We start from the raw sequence: 18,078 nt of genomic DNA on the forward strand, positions 1-18,078 counted from the left end.
ATAATCAATCTGGTCTTCAGATCGTATCTACGGGGCCTACTTTTCAAGAGCGTTATAACGCCCGTCGTTCCCGCGAAGGCGGGAACCCAGGAAATCCCGCGAGACGCGGGACTGGATTCCTGCCTCCGCAGGAATGACGGACTGGAGTGCTTGCCAATCGGACAAAAATTATGGCAACCGCTATAGGTCGTCAACCAAGCAATTGTTTGTAATCACAGGCGAGTTGCCATTCTGATCACTGCCGCGAGTTTGACAGCATTGAACGAAAAATGGTAAGATATCAATAAGGAAGGAAGTCAGGACGTTCTTTGGGCGCGTGGGCCCACGATTTTCTACCGCTATTCAGCAAGATCCCTGGGACGACAGCTATGAAAGCCTGGCCCAATTTGGCCGTTTCCCTGCGACCAAGATCGTCAATGAGTCGGAAATGGACTATAAGAAGAAAGTAGCCATTGTTCAATCCAACTATATCCCATGGAAGGGCTATTTCGATCTCATCGCCTCAGTCGATGAATTCATTCTCTTCGACGATGCACAGTTTACCAAAAATGATTGGCGCAACCGTAACCTGATAAAAACGCCTAATGGCATGAAATGGCTGACCATACCGGTTAAGATGAAAGGACGATTTCCTCAGAAGATTAAAGACGCCACGATCGCTTATCACGGGTGGCCGGCCAAGCATTGGAAGACCATCGTCCAGAATTACCGCAAGGCCAAGCACTTCAAAATGTATAGCGATTTCTTTGAAGAATTGTTCTTGAATACGCACGAAGATCTTTTGAGCGATGTCAACTTCAGGTTTTTGTCGGCCATTTGCAGATTGTTGGAAATCAACACCACGATAACCTGGTCCATGAATTACGTTCTTGTGGACGGCAAGACCGAGAGGCTGGTGGAAATGTGTCGGCAGGCAAAGGCCACCGACTATTTGAGTGGGCCTTCAGCCGGAAATTACATTGAAGAGCGGTTGTTCGAGCGGGCGAACATCAAGCTGGCATATGCGGACTACTCGGGTTATCCGGAGTACGATCAGTTATTTGCTCCCTTCGAGCACGGTGTCAGCATAGTGGATCTAATATTCAACGTGGGTCCGGACGCGCGAAAGTACATGAAGGCCTAAGATGGAACTATCGATTGTCACCACGATGTACCGCTCGGAAGCGTTTGTGGAGGAGTTTTATCGCAGAGTCCGAGCTGAAGCGGAAAGCATAACTCCCGACCATGAAATCATTTTCGTTGATGACGGTTCACCGGACGGTTCTCTTAACATCGCTAAATCTCTCCAGGAAAAGGACCCCAGGATTAAGATCATCGAATTGTCGAGAAATTTTGGCCACCACAAGGCCATCATGACAGGACTGTCTCACGCCAAAGGAGAGTTGGTGTTCCTCATTGACTGCGATCTGGAAGAAGACCCTCGGCTGTTGGGCCGGTTTTATCAGGAGCTGCTGAAGTCATCTTCCGACGTTGTCTACGGTGTCCAGCAATCCAGGAAGGGCGGTTTTTGGGAGAGGACATCCGGCCACATCTTCTTTGGGCTCTTTAACCTGTTGTCCTATTATCCGGTAGTCCCGAATCAGTTGACCAGCCGCCTTATGCGGAGGAAGTACGTTCAGAGCCTCGTGGAGCATCGAGACCGCGAACTCTTTTTGGGTGGGCTGTGCGCAATAACCGGCTTCAGACAGGCGCCGATCGTTGTCAGCAAAGGCTCCCGCGGTTCCACCAGTTACACATGGAGGCATAGGGTATCCTTGCTGGTGAATGCGGTCACCTCGTTCAGCAACAAGCCCCTGCTGTTCATCTTCTATTTGGGCATGCTGATAAGCTCAATTTCCGGGATCGCCGCGCTGACGCTCGTGGTTCGCAGAATTTTTTTTCAGGAGTATCTGACGGGCTGGCCCTCGCTCATCGTTTCCTTGTGGTTGCTTGGAGGGTTAATCATATTCTGCCTGGGCATCATTGGAATCTATCTTGCCAAGATCTTTATGGAAGTGAAGCGAAGACCCTATACTGTCGTGAGGAATGTTTACGACCGGTCCGCCGAGGCAGACAGCAACTCAGGAGAATCCTGATTCGGCCTTCCGAAGTTGCCTGTGTTGAGGCAGCCTAAGGCAAGTCCCAAAATCGTCGCCAGGAGTGGAGCCTGTGCCTGCGAAAAAGGTGGTCATATTCGGCATTGGTGAAATGGCGCAGTTGGCCCATTTCTACCTTTCAAAGGACAGTCCCCACGACGTAGTTGCTTTCACCGTCCACGAGAAGTTCCTGCACGACGGTACGGTCGCGGGGCTCGGGGTCGTGCCTTTCGAGAGAATCGAGGAAATCTATCCGCCCTCGGAATTCTCCATGTTTGTCGGCGTAGGGTACACCAAGGTGAACAGAGGACGGGCACAGGTTTATGAGCAGTGCAAGCAAAAAGGATATACTCTGATCAGCTATGTTTGTTCCAAGAACGCTCATTGGAATGACTTCGAAATGGGTGACAACTGTTTCATAATGGAAAACAACGTCATACAGCCATTCGTTAAAATCGGGAATGACGTTATAATAGCCTGCGGCAATGTCCTGGGTCATCATCTCACCATCGCTGATCATTGCTTCATAGCCGCTCAGGCAACAATCGCCGGCAACTGCGAGATCGCTTCCGGTGCCTTTATAGGACACGGAGCCATAATCAAAGACCGCGTGAAGATTGCGGCCCATTGCGTGGTGGGCGCCGGGGCTTTGATCCTGAAAAATACTGTCGAGGATGGGGTTTATAGGGGTTTGGAGTCTAAGCCCATGCGCATTACCAGCAAGCAGTTACCGTTCTTGTGATGAACCCGGGCGACTAAGCGCCCGGATCGAGTTTTCGAAATTTCCCACGGGTTGACCTCCAAGGTGTGAGATGCCTTTGCCGACTCTAGATCCGGTGATCGAACTCATAAATAAAAAGAACCCTGTTCACGGCAAAGCACTGGATCAACATATCCGCCGATGCAGTCCGGAATTTCTCGCCTTTGCCGATTCCTATCTGGCCGGGTATATGCGTTTTCTGCAGGCCAGGAACCTCGATCGTGAATTCGCTGTGGACAGCTACCTGATGGTTGTTGACGACACTGTCCGGGAACAGGTCTGGTTTAAAAGGAACGGAAGGTACAGGTACAGCAACTTCAAAGAAGTCTACGACAAGGTGTATTCACGGCCGGATTACATGATGCGGTACATGGTGGGCCTTGCTCTTACTCAGTTCCTGTGGCCCAATCACCAAGACATCTTCTCATTCTTCAAAGCAAAAATCAGGGAATCGCGTGGCGGAAGTTACCTGGAAATAGGACCCGGTCACGGCCTATTTCTGCTGGAAGCTGTAAAGTTCGGACAATTCGATACCTATACCGCTGCTGACGTGAGTCAAACTTCCATAGACCTGTGCCGAGCGATACTCGATTACGAGTTCCCACAACATAACAGGGGAGTAGACTTCATATTGGGAGATATCCACCATCAGGAGTTAGGGAAAACCTACGACTTTGTGACCGCGGGCGAAGTGCTGGAGCATATTGAGGAGCCCGAGACCTTTATGAATCTAGTTTTCGGCCTGTTGAGGCCTCATGGCCAAGCCTTTGTTTCCACTTGCGTGAACGCCCCCGCGATTGACCACATACACCTTTTCTCGCATACTGATGAAATCAAAAAAGTGGTTCGCGGGTCTGGTTTTTCAATCCGGGATGAATTGGAGTTGCCGTACGCCGGAAAGACATTGGAGGAAGCCATTAAGAAGAAACTGGCCATAAACTACTGCGCGTTGCTGGAAAAGGTTTAGATCGTGCTTGATGAATCCGTTTTTCGGCAAGCTAGGTTCAATCATTTCGGGTTGGCCGTCAGAGATCTCGCCTCTGCCTGCACCTTTTACCAGGCTCTGGGCTACCAGTGTTCGGACCCAATTGTCGACATGTCTCAAGAAGTAGAGATAGTGATGTGCAGGTCGGCGTTGCTTCCTGATGTTGAGCTGTTAAAGCCGCTTCATGACAAATCCCCGGTTAGCAGGAGCCTGAAAACATCCGACGCGGTCATTTATCACATTTGTCTCGAGGTCGATAACCTCGAAGAGTTCTTGAAGTCGCTTAAGGCGACTCATCGGGTTGTGTGCGTTAAGCCGCGGACACCGGCTGTATTGTTCGATCAAAGACCTGTCTCTTTCTACTATGTGAAGGGCGTAGGGCTCTTTGAGTTCTTGGAGTCAGAGTCATGAAAGAGATGAAATACTCTGAGATTATCAAGGCAAACAGGGAATTGGGCAAGCGAATGAGCGGCCCGCCTTATACGATAAGTTTATTGAGCAACATTGTTGTCGCGCAACTCAAGGACGTGTTGGAATACTCCTTGCGGACTTGTGGTATCAACGCACAAGTGGCTGTGGGTAACTACGACAACGTGGCGCAGGACTCCGGCGAATTCCAAGACAAACGTGCCATGGTAATTTTCTGGGAACCGGCTAATTTCATTGACGGAGGGCACTACCGAATTGACCTCCTTGGCCCCAAGGAATTCGAGGACCTCCAGTCCAGAATGAGAGGAGAGATAGACCTGGTTCTGTCCAATGCAGCCAATTGTTCGTTGGTGTTGCTGAATAGATTTTCTCCGCTCGTGTTCAGTCATAGCAACATCAGGCAGAGCAATTTCGAGCGGCTCTGCGACAATCTGAATCGTTACGTTGAGGCCAAAGGAGCCGGCAACGTGAAAGTGGTAGATATTGAACGAATATTCTGCCGCCTCTCGGTCGAAAAGTGTGTTGACCTCAGATACTATTATTCATCCAAGGCGCTTTATTCCATCAGTTTCTACAAGGAATATGCAGAATTCATAAAACCGTACGTATTGTCTGCAAACGGCAAGAGCAAGAAGGCCCTCATATTCGACTGTGACAATACGCTCTGGAAAGGCATACTGGGAGAAGAAGGCATTGACGGCATAGAAATGTCGTCGGACAACAAAGACGGTGCGATCTTTCGCGAGGTCCAGACTATTGCGGCAGGGCTGGCCGGCCGAGGAGTAATATTAGGTCTTTGCAGCAAAAACGAACCGGAGGAAGTCAACAATGTGCTTCAAAACAGCACGGACATGGTCCTTACCGACAAGCATCTGACAATTAAGAAAGTGAATTGGAGCGACAAGGTATCAAATCTCTCCGAAATAGCGGCCGAACTCAATATTGGCACCGACAGCATAGTCTTCGTGGATGATTCCTCGTTTGAAATCAATTATGTAAGACAGTTTTTGCCCGAAATAACCACAGTGCAGGTCCCGGCTGCGATTCACGAATACCCTGGAGTGATGAGGGAGATAGCGAGGCTGTTTTACAACCTGTCGGAGACGCCGGAAGACCTGCTCAAAGCCCAAATGTACAAACAGCAAGTACTTAGAAAAACGGAACAACAGCGATTCGAAAACCTTGTCGATTATCTGAGATCTCTGAACCTTCGGGTGCGGATTCATCTAAACGATGAATCCCTCATCCCTCGAGTGTCCCAACTGACGCAAAAGACCAATCAATTCAACCTCACGACTAAGCGTTACACAGAGCAGGATATTCAGGCATTCATCAAGGCCGGCAGTACAGCCATTCTCGCGCTTGAGGCAATGGACAAATTCGGTGAGTACGGCCTGACCGGCCTCTGTATTGCGAGAATGAACGCAGACCACCTGGCCCACATAGACACTTTTTTGATGAGCTGCCGAATCATAGGGAGAGACATCGAATTGGCCTTCTTCGATTTTGTGGTGGACTACCTGCGCAATTCAGGCACAACTTCAATAGATGCAGAGTACGTTCGGACCCTCAAGAATGATCAAGTCGCCACCTTTTACGACAAACTCGGCTTCTCCCTTGTGTCGGAATCGGGCGGTGAAAAAATATACCGGCTGGACATACTAGAGTACCGGCCGGGTAATGTAGACTATATAGAGGTCGCCAGTGCAAGATAGGATAAGGAAGGTTTTAAGCGAGGTCCTTGATCTGAAGCCCTCGGAAATAAATGAGACCACCTCTCCCAAGACCGTCGAGGAGTGGGATTCCCTGAAACATATGGACATTGTCTTCGCGCTGGAAGAAGAGTTTGGTATTCAATTCCTGGACGATGAGATAGCTGAAATGGTCAGCTATGGTGAAATAGTGAGAATTGTTTCCACTAAGCCGGCGAGTTCGTGATCCGGGTGGCGTGTCCTCCGATCGGAGACAGTGAGAGGGGCTTCGAATCCTCTGTTTTGGTGGGACAGGCATCTTGCCTGTCATTCCTCGGGAGACAGGCAAGATGCCTGTCCCACCGGTGCTGCCCGAAATACGTCACCGGATTTACGAAAAGGTTTAAAAAAGTCGTGGAAAAAACACAAGGCCAACCTAGAACCATCACGCTTTCTAAAGCGTGGGCAAAGAAGTTAGTGACCAGACAGATATGTTTCCATTCCATCTCCAGGGTCGGGTGAGCTGATGCCCGACGGTCCCAAAATACCTTTCAATAAGCCCTTTATTGTCGGCAAGGAGCTGTACTACGTTGCCCAGGCGGTCTTGGCGAACAAACATTTGTCAGGCAACGGTCCTTTCACTCAGAAGTGCCAGGAATGGTTGGAAAGGCAACTAGGATGTCGCAAAGCCTTGCTGACCCACTCCTGCACCGGGGCACTCGAAATGGTGGCCATGCTGTGCGACCTGAAGGCCGGCGATGAAGTGATCATGCCTTCTTTCACTTTCGTTTCTACGGCCAATGCCTTTGTGCTGCGGGGAGCGGTTCCGGTATTTGTAGATATCCGGCCGGACACCTTGAATATTGACGAAAACCTCATTAACCAGGCGATCACGCCGCGAACCAAAGGAATTATTCCGGTTCATTATGCAGGCGTGTCATGCAACATGGACGAAATCATGCGCACTGCAAAAAGGCACGGATTATGGGTGGCGGAAGACGCGGCCCATGCTCTGCTCTCCACCTACAAAGGCAGATACCTTGGCGCGATTGGCGATTTCGGCTGCTTGAGCTTTCATGAGACCAAAAATGTGATAAGCGGCGAAGGCGGAGCTTTGTTGATAAACTCTGAGGAGTTCATCGAAAGGGCTGAGATAATAAGGGAAAAGGGTACCAACAGAACCAAGTTTTTCAGGGGCGAATTAGACAAATATTCATGGGTGGACGTGGGCTCATCGTTTTTGCCCAGCGATCTGGTGGCAGCGTTTCTTTACGCTCAACTGGAGCACGCTGAGGCTATTGTCGCGGCCAGATGTAAGATAATAGCAAGATATCAAGACTTGCTCAGGGGCTTTGGTGATGAAGGACTCATCCGGCTGCCTTACTTCGAAGATTACACCACGTGCAGCGGCCATTTGTTCTATGTCATCACGAGATCCGAAAAAGAGCGCTCCGAATTGATCCGACACATGGCTCAGCACGATATTTTGACTGTCTTTCATTACGTACCGCTGCACTCATCACCCGGGGGAATAAAGTACGGCCGGACAGCCGGTACCATGAATGTTACCGAGGACGTAAGCGCCAGAGTGCTCAGGCTCCCTCTGTACTACGGCATGACAGACGACGAAGTTGAGACCGTGGCTAAAACACTGGCCGATTTCTATGGCCGTAAGATCTGATATCTAGCAGATGTCAAAAAATAGTGTCTGATTTCGAAAAGCGCCTCTCGGAAATTGGTAGGCGCCGACCACCGGACACTCTCCCAAAACTGCCAATCTCAACACATGGTCGGTAAGGCGCGGTTCGTGAAACGCCCTAATTCATGCGCTTCTCGGAGGCTGTCTCAAAAGTCGAACGTTGTATGAAATCGTTGCGCGATTCTAATAGCCTACGCGCGGCGCAGTACGGGACGGACCTCGTGGCATACTGGCTGTCGGCCAGGAAAGCCCGTGTAGGGGCGGGGTTTATCCCCGCCCGCTATACCGGGCCTCACAAGACGGGCAGGGATAAAGAAACTGTCTCAGAATGGCAGCGATGTGAATTCATCTGTAGGGGCGCTTCGAGAAGCGCCCTGATTCCGGGCGGTTCACGAACCGCCCCTACGGCCGAAGCGTGAAATCCCTTATTTTGAGACAGTTTCTAAACCCCGCCCCTACAGGCCATCGTGCCACCATTCGAGGCCGTAAAGTACCTTTGAGACAGCCTCCTCGAAGCGCTCCGTACACGGAGAACCGGTCATTTCAGGGTCTTGAGACAGTCTCTTCGAGCCTGCCTTGACATCCCGTGCCCACATCAGGGCAGGTCGTCAGAAAGCATTTCTCGGAAGGCTTCCAGTCGGAGGCGAATTTGTCCCAGGGAGACCCCTCGGGCGGAGGTTTCGAGAATCAGGCTCGGGATATTGGCATCCTGGATCGCCTTCTGGAAATCGGGCGTGTCAAAAGCAGCCGCTTCACAGAATTTGGGATTGAGAAAAATTACTCCCTTGGCTTTGCTGTCGCGGACCCTGTTCAAGAATCCCTGAACCATCAAATGGGGGTCCAAATGGTAACCGGTGTAAGGAATGTTGGCAAGATGCCTATCAACTAAAGCGGCGATCGGGTCCCCGTCTGTTGAGGCGTCCAGCGCTACCGATCGGAAACCGGTGACAATCTCGTCTTGAACCACGAGCAGACCCAACTGGTCGAACAGATCCAGAATGCCCGGCGGGTCCCACACCTTTCCCCGAACATAAACGGCAACACGCTCCTGAGAGTCCGCAGCGGTCTTTTCATCCCATGGCAGCCTGTCCATCCAAGCCAGGTGATCTTCCCGAGGCGCTCTCAGCGCTGAAGCAAAGAGCATTTGAACTCTCTGAGAAGTCCAGACCTCAGGTTGTTCGGCCTGCTTGAGATATGCCTGACGAAGTCGCTGCCGGCTCTTGTTGTATAGTTTTACACTGGACTCCAACGCGTCGGTTTTCGGTTCCTGGCCGGTAATCCGGGTCATGGTCTCGAAAAGCCTACTGAACTCCGCTCGCATATAGTCCCGAGCACCCGGATGATCAAGGCGCTTGGGAAGACGCAGGAATTCGTTTGCCAGGTCCGGAAAGCACTTGCTCCATATGTGGAAAAGGTTGCGCGTGGTGTCGCACAAATACGGGATTACCATGCCGTCAAGCACACCCAGTTCACTTCGCAGACCCAGCTCAAGCGCGCCCATTGCATGGCTGCATGTGTAGCCGGGAATGTGCTCCTGCGCACGGGAAACCTGAATCCCTGCGCCCTCGACAGCCATCGGAAGCGCTCCCGCGGCATGGAGAATCTCTTCCGGAACATCAGGAAGAAGATGTCCCACAACCTTCCTGCCGGTGCTTTCTTTCCACGCCAGGGCTTTTTCCCAAGGCGCCCCCACGATGTCTTCGAAAGGACCCCAAGGATTATTTTCAGTCATGTTTCGGCCCCTCTATAATAATCTACCAGGCTTCCACGCCTCGGCGTGGTGTGCCAGGTGAGGATGGACGGGGAGAGATAGCTTGTAGACCCAGCGACCGGCCGCGCCAGGCTGTTTACCAGCCTCACCGCCGGCACCTTCGTTAGGCCGCGAGGCGTTTCAGGCTTTCGGCCACAGTACGCCTGCTCCGTAGCCGCCCCGCCAAGCCTCTCCCATTGTAATTCCGGACGCTTAAGGCCTTACCGGTGAATGTTTACTCGTCTCTCACGTGTTAGCCAGCGTTCCGCCGTCAACGTAAATGCTTTGCCCGGTAATGAATTTCGCGCCGTCTGAACAAAGAAATAGCACAGCCCCGACTATTTCGTCAGGTTCGGCTAACCTTCCCATTGGAATACGCATGGTCAGTTGCCGTTCTATTTCGGGATTGGACCATATGGGCTGGCTGAAGTGGGTCCTGGTCATTCCGGGCCCAACCGCGTTGACCAGGATATTCATGGGGGCCCATTCGGTGGCCATGCACATGGTCAGCATTTTCACTGCCGCCTTGCTTGCATGATACACTCCCATCATAGTGCCCCCGCGTACCGCACCCACGGTGGTAATATTTACGATGCGGCCACCGCCGTTTTGCATCATGACTTTGGCCGCGGCACGGCTCAGGAGGAAAGTCCCTTTCACATTAGTGTCGAAGATCTTGTCGAACCCGTCTTCGCGAAGGTCCATCAATGGGCGCAGAAAGCTCCTGGCAGCGTTGTTGACCAGGATATCTATTCGGCCGAAAGCCTTGACAGTCGCGTCAACGAGGTCCTGAATTTGATCGCTCTGAGTAACGTCGGCGACCTTCGCCACAGCCTCTCCACCGCGGGAAAGGATTTCGTCGGCTACAGCCTCGACTTCCGCTGCGGTCCTTGAGGCAACCACCACCTTGGCTCGGGAATCAGCAAGACCAAGCGCAATGGATTTCCCAATCCCTTTTCCCCCTCCTGTCACAATGGCAACCTTCTCCGTGAGGTCAGGCCGATCAACCATAGTGCATACCTCCATTATTCAAATGCAATTTTGCGGGCATTGTTCAAAACATGTCAAGCGGCCGAAGGGTCGTCTTGCCAGAGGCCGAACGCGTTGTTCTGGGGGTCGGCCAACACCGCAAACCAGCCCATCCCCGGAACGGCCGTTCTGGGGACTAGGACCTGCGCTCCCATTCCTTCCGCTGTTTTTTGCGCATTCTCGACGGATTCTACCATAACGTAGCTGATGGGCGTGTGCTGGGGATGCTGCCTCGGCAACATTCCGCCCCTGGGTTCGCCTGAACCCGTGGTAATCGTGTAATAGTCCATTGGTCCGGGCATCCGTTGGAAGGTCCAGCCGAACAGGTGATTATAGAACTTTTGCAGTGTTTCCAAATTGTCGGCAGGGATCTCGAAAAAGCAGACATCGTTGAGCATTGTCCTAGCTCCTTTCCTAGCAATTGCATTGCCAAAGCCGAGACCAATAAATAAGGGCCTTCAAACCGATCCTCCACCAAATAGAGCACTTTGCGAAAGAAAAGTTTCTGCGGGCAGATTCGCCGTCCGAGTTCAACGCGGCATGAAAACCGGTGAAGTTACCAAAAGTAAGGGCGCGGCAGCGCTCCTGTCAAGAAAATTCCTATGGTCGGGTTGCGATCCTCCTACCGAGGCACGGCATCGTAGTGCTTGACTAGGAGCTAACCAGCCTGCCAGAATTAAATGGGGGGCAGAGAGCGCGTCTTGCTGTGCCGGACAAGCCTCAAGCACCATTAATTCATTCCGAAACGGAGGACCAAATTATGCGCGGAAAAATTGTGTTTATAGCCGTTAGCCTATTGCTTTTGTGCCCCATTGGAACTCTCTTTGCCGCGGATGTGGGGGGCCAGGACGCTGAAAAGGAACTCAAGAAGCTCCAAGGCACGTGGGTAATGGTATCAGGGGAAATGGGCGGGAAAAAGGCAGCGGATGAGCATGTGAAACAGAGCAAAATAATCTATGAAGGGAACAAAATTCAGATTGTCGTTCCTAATCAGACCGGGGAAACGATCGTCGCGGATATCGTAAAGATCGACCCGGTGAAAAACCCCAAGGAAATGCATTTTATCCGCAAAACCGGTCCCAACGCGGGCAAGACCCTCATAGGGATCTTCGAATTTGAAGGTGACGACCAGTACAAGTTTGCTTTCGATCCCACCGGAAGCATGACTCTCAAGGAATTCGTTACCAAGGACGGAACAGGCCATATTCGAAATACGTGGAAACGGGTGAAGCCTTAGGAATGCCGGTGCGTCTCCGAGCTAGCGTTTGGCGGCTACGCGGGAATCTTAGTATCTGATAACAACCGGCCCCCCAAGAATGCGAAATCACGATGGCACGTACTGAACCGTGCCATCGTGATTCCTAAAAGCGTTTACTGGTGCGCCAGATACGATTCGAACGTACGACCGCAACATCCGGGGTGTTGTGCTCTCTGGGATTGCACGACCCGTCTGCCGACTTGCCCCGACACGTATCCGGTGGTACGATGGCCTCATGGAATATGAGTGGGATCAAGACAAGGCGACCAACAACCTGCAAAAGCATGATGTGGATTTTGCTGATGCCGTCACTGCTTTGGAAGACGACAACGCTGTCACGTTGGAAGACCAAGATCCCGAGGAAGAACGGTTCATCACAGTCGGAATGGACGCCCTGGGACGCATTGTAGTAGTGGTCTACACCTGGCGTGGCGAGCGCATTCGCCTCATCTCCGCAAGAAAGGCAACGCGACGTGAGCGGACCCAATATGAAGGAACAAGCCCATGAAGAAACAGTACGATTTCAGTAAGGGAAAGCGCGGGGCAGTGGTTCCGATTCCCACGGGCAAAACGCACATCACGATTCCAATTGATAACGATGTCTTGGATTGGTTTCGCTCGCAGGTACACGAGATGGGCGGCGGCAACTATCAGACCCTCATCAACACCGCTCTACGTGAGTACATAAAACAGCACAAGGAACCCTTGGAAGAGACGCTGCGGCGGGTGATTCGCGAAGAAATGCATACAAATGCATAAAAGGCCGGGGTGTTGACTGTATCCCAGAGATCTTCTGTGTTTGTGACTTCTTTCAGCGCGATGGCTATCGGCTGGAGGAAGGGAATAACCCAGCATCCACTGCTTTGTGTTTGGTGCGCCCGATACGATTCGAACGTACGACCTCAACATCCGGAGTGTTGCGCTCTATCCTACTGAGCTACGGGCGCGTGAGTCAAATCTACCTCTTTCCCTGTGGGGTGTCAACGTTTTGGAGCCTGGCTGATGCCCCCGGTTATCCGGGGTCAGGCGCTGTCCAGCGGTAAGCGGACAGTAAAAGTGGTACCTTTACCCTCTTTGCTGCTCACCTGAATGTCGCCGTTGTGGTTCTTTACTATTCCGTAGCTGATGGCCAGCCCCAGGCCCATTCCCATGCCTTCGGTTGAGTCCTTAGTGGTGAAAAACGGGTCGAAGATCTTGTCCAGCATTGACTCGGGCATGCCCGCGCCGGTGTCTTCCAGGTCGATCTCCAGCCAGCCGTTTTGACGGCGGGTCCTGACCGTTAGTGCTCCGGATCCGTGCATCGCGTCGAGGGCGTTCAGGATTATGTTCATGAAGACCTGTTCCATAAGGTTGGAGTCAACCACAACCTCCGGAACTGAATCGTCATATTTCTTGTTAAGCGTTATCCCGAAGAACCGCTGCTGATGCACTATGATCTCAAGGGTCTGGTCCAGGACATCCTGAATGCGTCGCGGGGCCTTCTGCATGGGGGTTTCACGGGCAAAGTCCAAGATTCCCTGGACAATCCCTTTAATGCGGGTGGTTTCACGCACTATGGTCTCGAGGTCCTTGCGGGTCTGGGGTTCATCCTTGAATTTCTTCAAAAGCAGGTGGGCAAACGTCAGCACGCCGGTCAAGGGCTGATTGATTTCATGAGCAATGCCCGCGGAAAGCTTGCCGAGGGATGAGAGCTTTTCGGCGCGGAGCAATTGTTTTTCCAGCTTTTGTTTCTCTCTGAGGTCCGTGAAAATGCCCACCGAGCCGCATTCCCGACCTTCGTCATACAGAATCGCGGCGGATATGTACACAGGGATCTGCTCACCCTGTTTGTCCCGCAACACCACTTCCCTCTTTTGCAAGATTCCGCGACCTCCAAAATCATCGGATCTCAAGTCCTTCATGATTTGTTTCGCGACTCCAGAGAAAAAGTACACATCGACGATATTCATTTTTCCGATGACTTCGTCTTTCCTGTAACCCAGAAGTCTTTCCGCTGCGGAGTTGAAGATGATGATATGCCCGCCCTTTCGTATGGACACGATCGCGTCAGGGGAGTTTTCTATCAGGTTTTCCCTGAACTGATAGGCCCTTTCCAATTCCAAGTTCGCTTCACGGACCAGGGTTTCAAGGTTGCTCGTGTATTGTTTGAGCTTTTTCTTCAGGGCCAGTTTCTCCAGAGAGCGCTTAAGAGACAAGGAAAGTATTTCGTCGTCCACAGGCTTGGTCAGGAAATTGGAGGCCTCCTTTCGAAGGCATTCCACGGCCATGTCCAGATCTCCGTGGCCTGTGATAATGACGACTTCGGTGTCAGGATTCGCGTCTTTGATGCGGCGAAGAACTTCAATGCCGTCCATGCCGGGCATGCGCACATCCAGCAACACCACATCAGGATCTTCTTTCTCGAATATTTCGAGAGCCGCGTGGCCATCTTCAGCCGTCAGGACCCGGTATCCATCCAGCTCCAAAGTCATGCGCATGAGGTTGCGAATGCTTTCTTCGTCGTCAACCACGAGAACCGTCGTCATCATTGGTCTCCGTTCTTGAGAGCGGGGAAAGACAGTCGAAAAGTCGTGCCCTCCGTCGCTGTTGGATCGATCTCGATTGTGCCTTTGTGTTCTTTGACAATTCCGTAACTGATCGAAAGACCCAGACCGGTCCCTTCTCCGGTCTTCTTGGTAGTAAAAAACGGCTCAAATACCTTCGGCCTAATGGATTCAGGAATTCCCGGACCTGTATCGGAAACCGTGACCAAAACTCTATCGGTCTCTGAAAAAGACTTAATGGTTATGACTTTGTCGCCGGCTTCCCCTTCAGCGGTCGGGTCGCTCGTTTTGGAAAGTATAGCGTCACGCGCGTTAAGAATCAGGTTTATAAAGACTTGTTCCAGCCGGTTATCATCTCCCATGATTTTCGGCAGATTAACGTCCAGAGAAAGTGTCCACCGGATCCCGCGACTCTTGAGCTGTGTGCCCACCAGAGTGAAGACATTCACAATGGGTCCGTTGATATCAATAGGGAACATGATATCGTCGGCCCTGCGCCCAAACTGACGAAGGTGATTGATGATGCGCGAAGCGCGTTGCACGCTGTACGCAAGCTCTTCAAGCACCTGGTTGAGGTCTTCGGCGGAAACGCTCTGACCGCTTTTAGTCTTTTTGGAAAGGTAGTCACAGCCCAATCTGACAATGTTGAGCGGCTGATTCAATTCGTGCGCAATTCCAGTGGCCATCTCGCCGAGAGTGGCCATTTTGCCCGCCTGAATCAGCTTGGCTTGCCGTTCCAATCGTTCAGTCACGTCCCACACCGCTGCAATAATAGCCGGACGGTTACGGTACCGGCTGAGGCTTGCCTGGAAGTTTACCATAAACGGTGACCCATCTCGCCGTCGGTGCTGAAGAACCGGCAGGAAGGTGATTTCTGTGGCAAAGACATGTTTCAGACGGTTGCGAGTGGCCTCGCGGTCCCGGTCCAGGCCGAGGTCCGCGAAGCTCATATTGAGAAAATCCTGTCTAGTGTGTTGATACTCTTCTTCGGCCCTGGCGTTGACATCGAGGATTCTAAGATCATCTGCGTCCATGACAAAAATCGGGGAAGGCCCGCTGTCAAAAAGAAACCTGTACTTCTCTTCGGATTCCCGCAGCCTCGCTTCTGATGCCTTAAGATGCGCAAGCATTCTATTGAAGGAGGATGTAAGCTGGACAATCTCATCACCTTCGACCGCCGCGTCGGTAAGTTCAAGGGCACGGGTTTCCGCATGGTGAATGCCGTTAAGAGTCCCGTTGGAAATACCGCCTCCGGCTTCTCGGCTTATTTGGTCGGCGGTTTCAGTGAGTTGCCGAAGGGGGAGAGCAATTCTCTTGGAAATGAACTCGATGAAACACCAGCCGATGAAGATGACTACAATACTGGCCAGGAAATGAAGGACTTTCAGGTTGAAGATTACCGTGGAGTCACCTCTTAGTTTGGGAAAGATAGCTATCTGAAGGGTGACTCCGATAACAAAAACCACGCCGACGAGCAAAATAAGCGTACTAATTAATATTCTGTTTTTGAACGAAGACAGGAAGCCGATCCTCTGCCTGACAAACTTGGGAAAGAGCTTTTCGATCCTTGCCAGAAGATGCAGTATCCAGCCGGGCTTCAGAGCGCTGATCTGGAAAGGATGTCCCAGTTCTTCCACTCCCGTACCCTGACCGATTGACCCCTCAATGCCCGTAGGGTCCGTATTCTTCTTCACAAGGCTGGAAGCCATAGTTTCCTTCCCGTGAAATCGGATCTAAAGCAGAGGCGCGGATGAAGAACCGGCTTGTCACATCCATCCGCTTTTGTCGAAGTAGTCCCACAGGTCGTCTCTCAGTGCCTGGTACTCATCTTTGACATCTTCGTACGAACGGGCGTTCTCGATGGCCAGCGCGACCTGCTCTGCAAAACCGTAGAGGAATCGAACCTCTTCTTCGGAAAAATTCCGAGGTTCGGAGGTATAGACCCGCAGTGTCCCGATTACCTTGTTCCGTACCACCAGCGGGACGCTGAGAATTGAAGCAATGCCTTCGCGCATCGCCTCCACAGGATATTGAACTCTGGGGTCTGTCGAAGCATGCTCGACCCACACGTGCTTCCCGCTCATTATTGAGTCGCCGATGCTTTTGGAAGCGTCCAGAGGGCCTTTGTCCACATAATCGCGACTAAGTCCGTTGTATGCAAACACGCGCAGTTTCTCGCGGTTCTTGTCGAGGAGACTGAGCGTGCTACCTTTGACTTTCATTACCTTTACCACGCCATGAACGATCAGATCCAAAACCTCTTTCAGGTTCAAGGTAGAGGAAATGGCTGTCTTGACTTCAGCGAAGGTGTCTTCCCGGTAACGCTTCTCGAAGCGTTGCTTGCGGTCTTCCATAACTTTGCCCACAAGCTCGGTTAGCTGATCCGGGGTAAAGGGCTTCCTGATGTAGTCCATTGCGCCCAGTTTCATGGCTTTGACGGCTGAATCAACCGTGGAATACGCGGTTACCATGATCATGGACAGGTCGGGGTCCACCTCGGTGAGGGCCTCCATGGCCTGAAGGCCGTCCATACCGGGCATCTTCAAATCCGTGATCAGGATGTCGAAGCCGCCTTCTTTTAACTTTTGCACAGCTTCCCCGCCACTGCGGCAAGTGGCAACCTCGTAGTTCTCGCTTTCAAGAATGCGAGAAACGCTGTCCAACACTATCTGCTCGTCATCCAACACGAGAACTTTCGCTTCTTTCTTATCCATCGTCTCCTACTCCCGGCAAAGCGCCCCCTTGGGGGAATTGAAATCCATCAATTTTCGCGGGCAATCGGTTGCAGCCCGCACTAACCTTGCTCCTGCATCTTTCTCGCGACAGGCTCCGGAATCGCCTTCTTCATACCTTCAATATCGGTCCGCACCCTCTCGTACGTCATGGCGTTTTCCAGGGCTCGTGCGGCCTGTTCGGCGAATTTCAACAGCAGGTCCATTTCTTCGTCACCGAAGGATCGCTTCTCCGCACTGTAGATGCGCAAGAATCCGAGGACCGTATCGTCAAGCCGCAAAGGAACGGACAAAATGGATTTGATTCCTTCTTTCTTGGCGTCTTCAGGGTAATGAAGCTTGGAACCAAAAGAGGCCTCATCAATGAGCACCGGCTTGCCGAACTCCAATGCCTCGGCGATACTTTTGTCCGAGGCAAGGACACCCTTGCTCACGTATGCGTCACTCAAGCCGCACGAAGATGCAATTTCCAGAACGTTGTCTTTCTTACGGTACATGTGCAGGGCCGCGGCCTTGACCTTGAAAAGTTTCACCACACTCACGCAGATAAGGCCAAGAATCTCTTTTAAGTCCAAGCTGGAGGTAATCGCTTTTTCGGCCTCAGCATAGGTTTGCTCAATTTCTCGGTCTTTTCGTGCTTTCCAGGTTTTGTCCAGGCTGACTCCGGTGACCTCGAGAAGCTCCTCCGGCGTGAACGGCTTAGGAAGATAGTCCAATGCTCCCAGCTTCATGCCCTGCACCGCGGAATCAACGGTAGCAAAACCGGTAAAGATTACCACACCGACTTCGGGATGATCGCGAGCAACAGCCTCTACAACCTCCATCCCGTTACGCTCCGGCATCATTAGGTCGGTGAGGACAAGATCGTAAGACCTGCCGGCCAGCATATCGAGGGCCTGATCCACACGTAAGGCCCCCTCCACCCGGTATCCTTGTTCCTCCAGAATTCTCTGGACGCTTTCGTGGACGATTTGTTCATCATCAATGACCAGGATTTTCGCTTTGGGTTTTCCCCGGGCGTTCATGCAAACCTCCTTTTTGTAGAGCTCATTTCTTGAAGAATAATTTATCTCAGCAGACGGCGCCGCGAACGCCGGCGGCTTCTTTGGCCGAACACTATACGATAT

Annotated in this window: 18 protein-coding genes and 1 tRNA gene; 11 read left to right on the forward strand and 8 right to left on the reverse strand. The window is 51.9% G+C overall.

Annotated features, from left to right (window positions below; all coding sequences use genetic code 11):
* Nucleotides 1-427: 427 nt before the first annotated feature.
* The 8 genes from HY913_14235 (at nucleotide 428) to rffA (ending at nucleotide 7,621) form a co-directional block, all read left to right on the forward strand.
* Entirely contained in the window at nucleotides 428-1,123 is a 696-nt protein-coding gene (locus tag HY913_14235; GenBank protein MBI4964433.1) for a WbqC family protein, read from the forward strand.
* A gap of 1 nt (nucleotide 1,124) precedes the next feature.
* On the forward strand, nucleotides 1,125-2,075 hold the full coding sequence (locus tag HY913_14240; protein ID MBI4964434.1) for a glycosyltransferase family 2 protein: 951 nt from the start codon (nucleotides 1,125-1,127) through the stop codon (nucleotides 2,073-2,075).
* A 73-nt stretch (nucleotides 2,076-2,148) separates the two neighbouring features.
* Nucleotides 2,149-2,817: an acetyltransferase gene (locus HY913_14245; GenBank protein ID MBI4964435.1), complete on the forward strand. Its 669-nt coding sequence runs from the start codon at nucleotides 2,149-2,151 to the stop codon at nucleotides 2,815-2,817.
* A 76-nt stretch (nucleotides 2,818-2,893) separates the two neighbouring features.
* Nucleotides 2,894-3,802, forward strand: a complete 909-nt coding sequence (locus HY913_14250) for a methyltransferase domain-containing protein (protein MBI4964436.1) — start codon at nucleotides 2,894-2,896, stop codon at nucleotides 3,800-3,802.
* 3 nt (nucleotides 3,803-3,805) lie between these two features.
* Nucleotides 3,806-4,231, forward strand: coding sequence for a VOC family protein (locus HY913_14255; protein ID MBI4964437.1), 426 nt, complete (start codon nucleotides 3,806-3,808; stop codon nucleotides 4,229-4,231).
* The gene (locus HY913_14260) at nucleotides 4,228-5,964 is read left to right on the forward strand and encodes an HAD-IIIC family phosphatase (GenBank protein ID MBI4964438.1); all 1,737 of its coding nucleotides are present in this window, start codon (nucleotides 4,228-4,230) and stop codon (nucleotides 5,962-5,964) included. Before HY913_14255 ends, HY913_14260 begins: the two co-directional genes overlap by 4 nt.
* Nucleotides 5,954-6,187, forward strand: coding sequence for an acyl carrier protein (locus tag HY913_14265; protein ID MBI4964439.1), 234 nt, complete (start codon nucleotides 5,954-5,956; stop codon nucleotides 6,185-6,187). Before HY913_14260 ends, HY913_14265 begins: the two co-directional genes overlap by 11 nt.
* A 279-nt stretch (nucleotides 6,188-6,466) precedes the next feature.
* Nucleotides 6,467-7,621, forward strand: a complete 1,155-nt coding sequence (rffA, locus tag HY913_14270) for a dTDP-4-amino-4,6-dideoxygalactose transaminase (protein MBI4964440.1) — start codon at nucleotides 6,467-6,469, stop codon at nucleotides 7,619-7,621.
* Between the two features lie 613 nt (nucleotides 7,622-8,234).
* Here the strand turns inward: rffA and HY913_14275 are convergent.
* The 3 genes from HY913_14275 to HY913_14285 all read right to left on the reverse strand — a co-directional run bounded on the left by HY913_14275 (nucleotide 8,235) and on the right by HY913_14285 (nucleotide 10,816).
* Complete coding sequence (locus HY913_14275; GenBank protein MBI4964441.1) at nucleotides 8,235-9,371, reverse strand: 2-hydroxyacyl-CoA dehydratase; 1,137 nt, start codon at nucleotides 9,369-9,371, stop codon at nucleotides 8,235-8,237.
* Nucleotides 9,372-9,635: 264 nt separating this feature from the next.
* Entirely contained in the window at nucleotides 9,636-10,400 is a 765-nt protein-coding gene (locus HY913_14280) for an SDR family oxidoreductase (GenBank protein MBI4964442.1), read from the reverse strand.
* Nucleotides 10,401-10,453: 53 nt separating this feature from the next.
* Complete coding sequence (locus HY913_14285) at nucleotides 10,454-10,816, reverse strand: VOC family protein (GenBank protein ID MBI4964443.1); 363 nt, start codon at nucleotides 10,814-10,816, stop codon at nucleotides 10,454-10,456.
* 362 nt (nucleotides 10,817-11,178) lie between these two features.
* On the opposite strand from HY913_14285, the gene HY913_14290 reads away from it, so the two are divergent.
* From HY913_14290 to HY913_14300, 3 genes are all read left to right on the forward strand, one after another.
* Nucleotides 11,179-11,655, forward strand: a complete 477-nt coding sequence (locus HY913_14290) for a TIGR03067 domain-containing protein (GenBank protein ID MBI4964444.1) — start codon at nucleotides 11,179-11,181, stop codon at nucleotides 11,653-11,655.
* Nucleotides 11,656-11,911: 256 nt separating this feature from the next.
* Nucleotides 11,912-12,184 (forward strand): BrnT family toxin, encoded by a 273-nt coding sequence (locus tag HY913_14295; protein ID MBI4964445.1) that lies wholly within the window; start codon nucleotides 11,912-11,914, stop codon nucleotides 12,182-12,184.
* The gene (locus tag HY913_14300) at nucleotides 12,181-12,435 is read left to right on the forward strand and encodes a BrnA antitoxin family protein (GenBank protein ID MBI4964446.1); all 255 of its coding nucleotides are present in this window, start codon (nucleotides 12,181-12,183) and stop codon (nucleotides 12,433-12,435) included. Before HY913_14295 ends, HY913_14300 begins: the two co-directional genes overlap by 4 nt.
* Before the next feature lie 111 nt (nucleotides 12,436-12,546).
* On the opposite strand, the gene HY913_14305 is transcribed toward HY913_14300, so the two are convergent.
* The 5 genes from HY913_14305 to HY913_14325 all read right to left on the reverse strand — a co-directional run bounded on the left by HY913_14305 (nucleotide 12,547) and on the right by HY913_14325 (nucleotide 17,976).
* Nucleotides 12,547-12,623 (reverse strand) — tRNA-Arg (locus HY913_14305).
* 75 nt (nucleotides 12,624-12,698) lie between these two features.
* Complete coding sequence (locus HY913_14310) at nucleotides 12,699-14,204, reverse strand: response regulator (GenBank protein ID MBI4964447.1); 1,506 nt, start codon at nucleotides 14,202-14,204, stop codon at nucleotides 12,699-12,701.
* A complete protein-coding gene (locus HY913_14315) occupies nucleotides 14,201-15,928 on the reverse strand; it encodes a PAS domain S-box protein (protein ID MBI4964448.1) in 1,728 nt (575 codons plus the stop codon). Before HY913_14315 ends, HY913_14310 begins: the two co-directional genes overlap by 4 nt.
* A gap of 57 nt (nucleotides 15,929-15,985) precedes the next feature.
* Nucleotides 15,986-16,933, reverse strand: coding sequence for a response regulator (locus HY913_14320; GenBank protein MBI4964449.1), 948 nt, complete (start codon nucleotides 16,931-16,933; stop codon nucleotides 15,986-15,988).
* 80 nt (nucleotides 16,934-17,013) lie between these two features.
* Nucleotides 17,014-17,976 carry a response regulator gene (locus tag HY913_14325; GenBank protein MBI4964450.1) on the reverse strand — a complete coding sequence of 321 codons (963 nt, stop codon included), beginning with the start codon at nucleotides 17,974-17,976 and terminating at the stop codon, nucleotides 17,014-17,016.
* Nucleotides 17,977-18,078: the final 102 nt, after the last annotated feature.

The organism is Desulfomonile tiedjei (assembly GCA_016212925.1).
Classification (GTDB): domain Bacteria; phylum Desulfobacterota; class Desulfomonilia; order Desulfomonilales; family Desulfomonilaceae; genus JACRDF01.

What these genes read in the sequence shown, in the direction of transcription:
- HY913_14310 (MBI4964447.1), bottom strand. Translation starts at nt 14,204, where the DNA reads ATGATGACGACGGTTCTCGTGGTTGACGACGAAGAAAGCATTCGCAAC.
- rffA (MBI4964440.1), top strand. Translation starts at nt 6,467, where the DNA reads ATGCCCGACGGTCCCAAAATACCTTTCAATAAGCCCTTTATTGTCGGC.
- HY913_14285 (MBI4964443.1), bottom strand. Translation starts at nt 10,816, where the DNA reads ATGCTCAACGATGTCTGCTTTTTCGAGATCCCTGCCGACAATTTGGAA.
- HY913_14295 (MBI4964445.1), top strand. Translation starts at nt 11,912, where the DNA reads ATGGAATATGAGTGGGATCAAGACAAGGCGACCAACAACCTGCAAAAG.
- HY913_14235 (MBI4964433.1), top strand. Translation starts at nt 428, where the DNA reads ATGGACTATAAGAAGAAAGTAGCCATTGTTCAATCCAACTATATCCCA.
- HY913_14280 (MBI4964442.1), bottom strand. Translation starts at nt 10,400, where the DNA reads ATGGTTGATCGGCCTGACCTCACGGAGAAGGTTGCCATTGTGACAGGA.
- HY913_14275 (MBI4964441.1), bottom strand. Translation starts at nt 9,371, where the DNA reads ATGACTGAAAATAATCCTTGGGGTCCTTTCGAAGACATCGTGGGGGCG.
- HY913_14260 (MBI4964438.1), top strand. Translation starts at nt 4,228, where the DNA reads ATGAAAGAGATGAAATACTCTGAGATTATCAAGGCAAACAGGGAATTG.
- HY913_14325 (MBI4964450.1), bottom strand. Translation starts at nt 17,976, where the DNA reads ATGAACGCCCGGGGAAAACCCAAAGCGAAAATCCTGGTCATTGATGAT.
- HY913_14320 (MBI4964449.1), bottom strand. Translation starts at nt 16,933, where the DNA reads ATGGATAAGAAAGAAGCGAAAGTTCTCGTGTTGGATGACGAGCAGATA.
- HY913_14300 (MBI4964446.1), top strand. Translation starts at nt 12,181, where the DNA reads ATGAAGAAACAGTACGATTTCAGTAAGGGAAAGCGCGGGGCAGTGGTT.
- HY913_14315 (MBI4964448.1), bottom strand. Translation starts at nt 15,928, where the DNA reads ATGGCTTCCAGCCTTGTGAAGAAGAATACGGACCCTACGGGCATTGAG.
- HY913_14240 (MBI4964434.1), top strand. Translation starts at nt 1,125, where the DNA reads ATGGAACTATCGATTGTCACCACGATGTACCGCTCGGAAGCGTTTGTG.
- HY913_14290 (MBI4964444.1), top strand. Translation starts at nt 11,179, where the DNA reads ATGCGCGGAAAAATTGTGTTTATAGCCGTTAGCCTATTGCTTTTGTGC.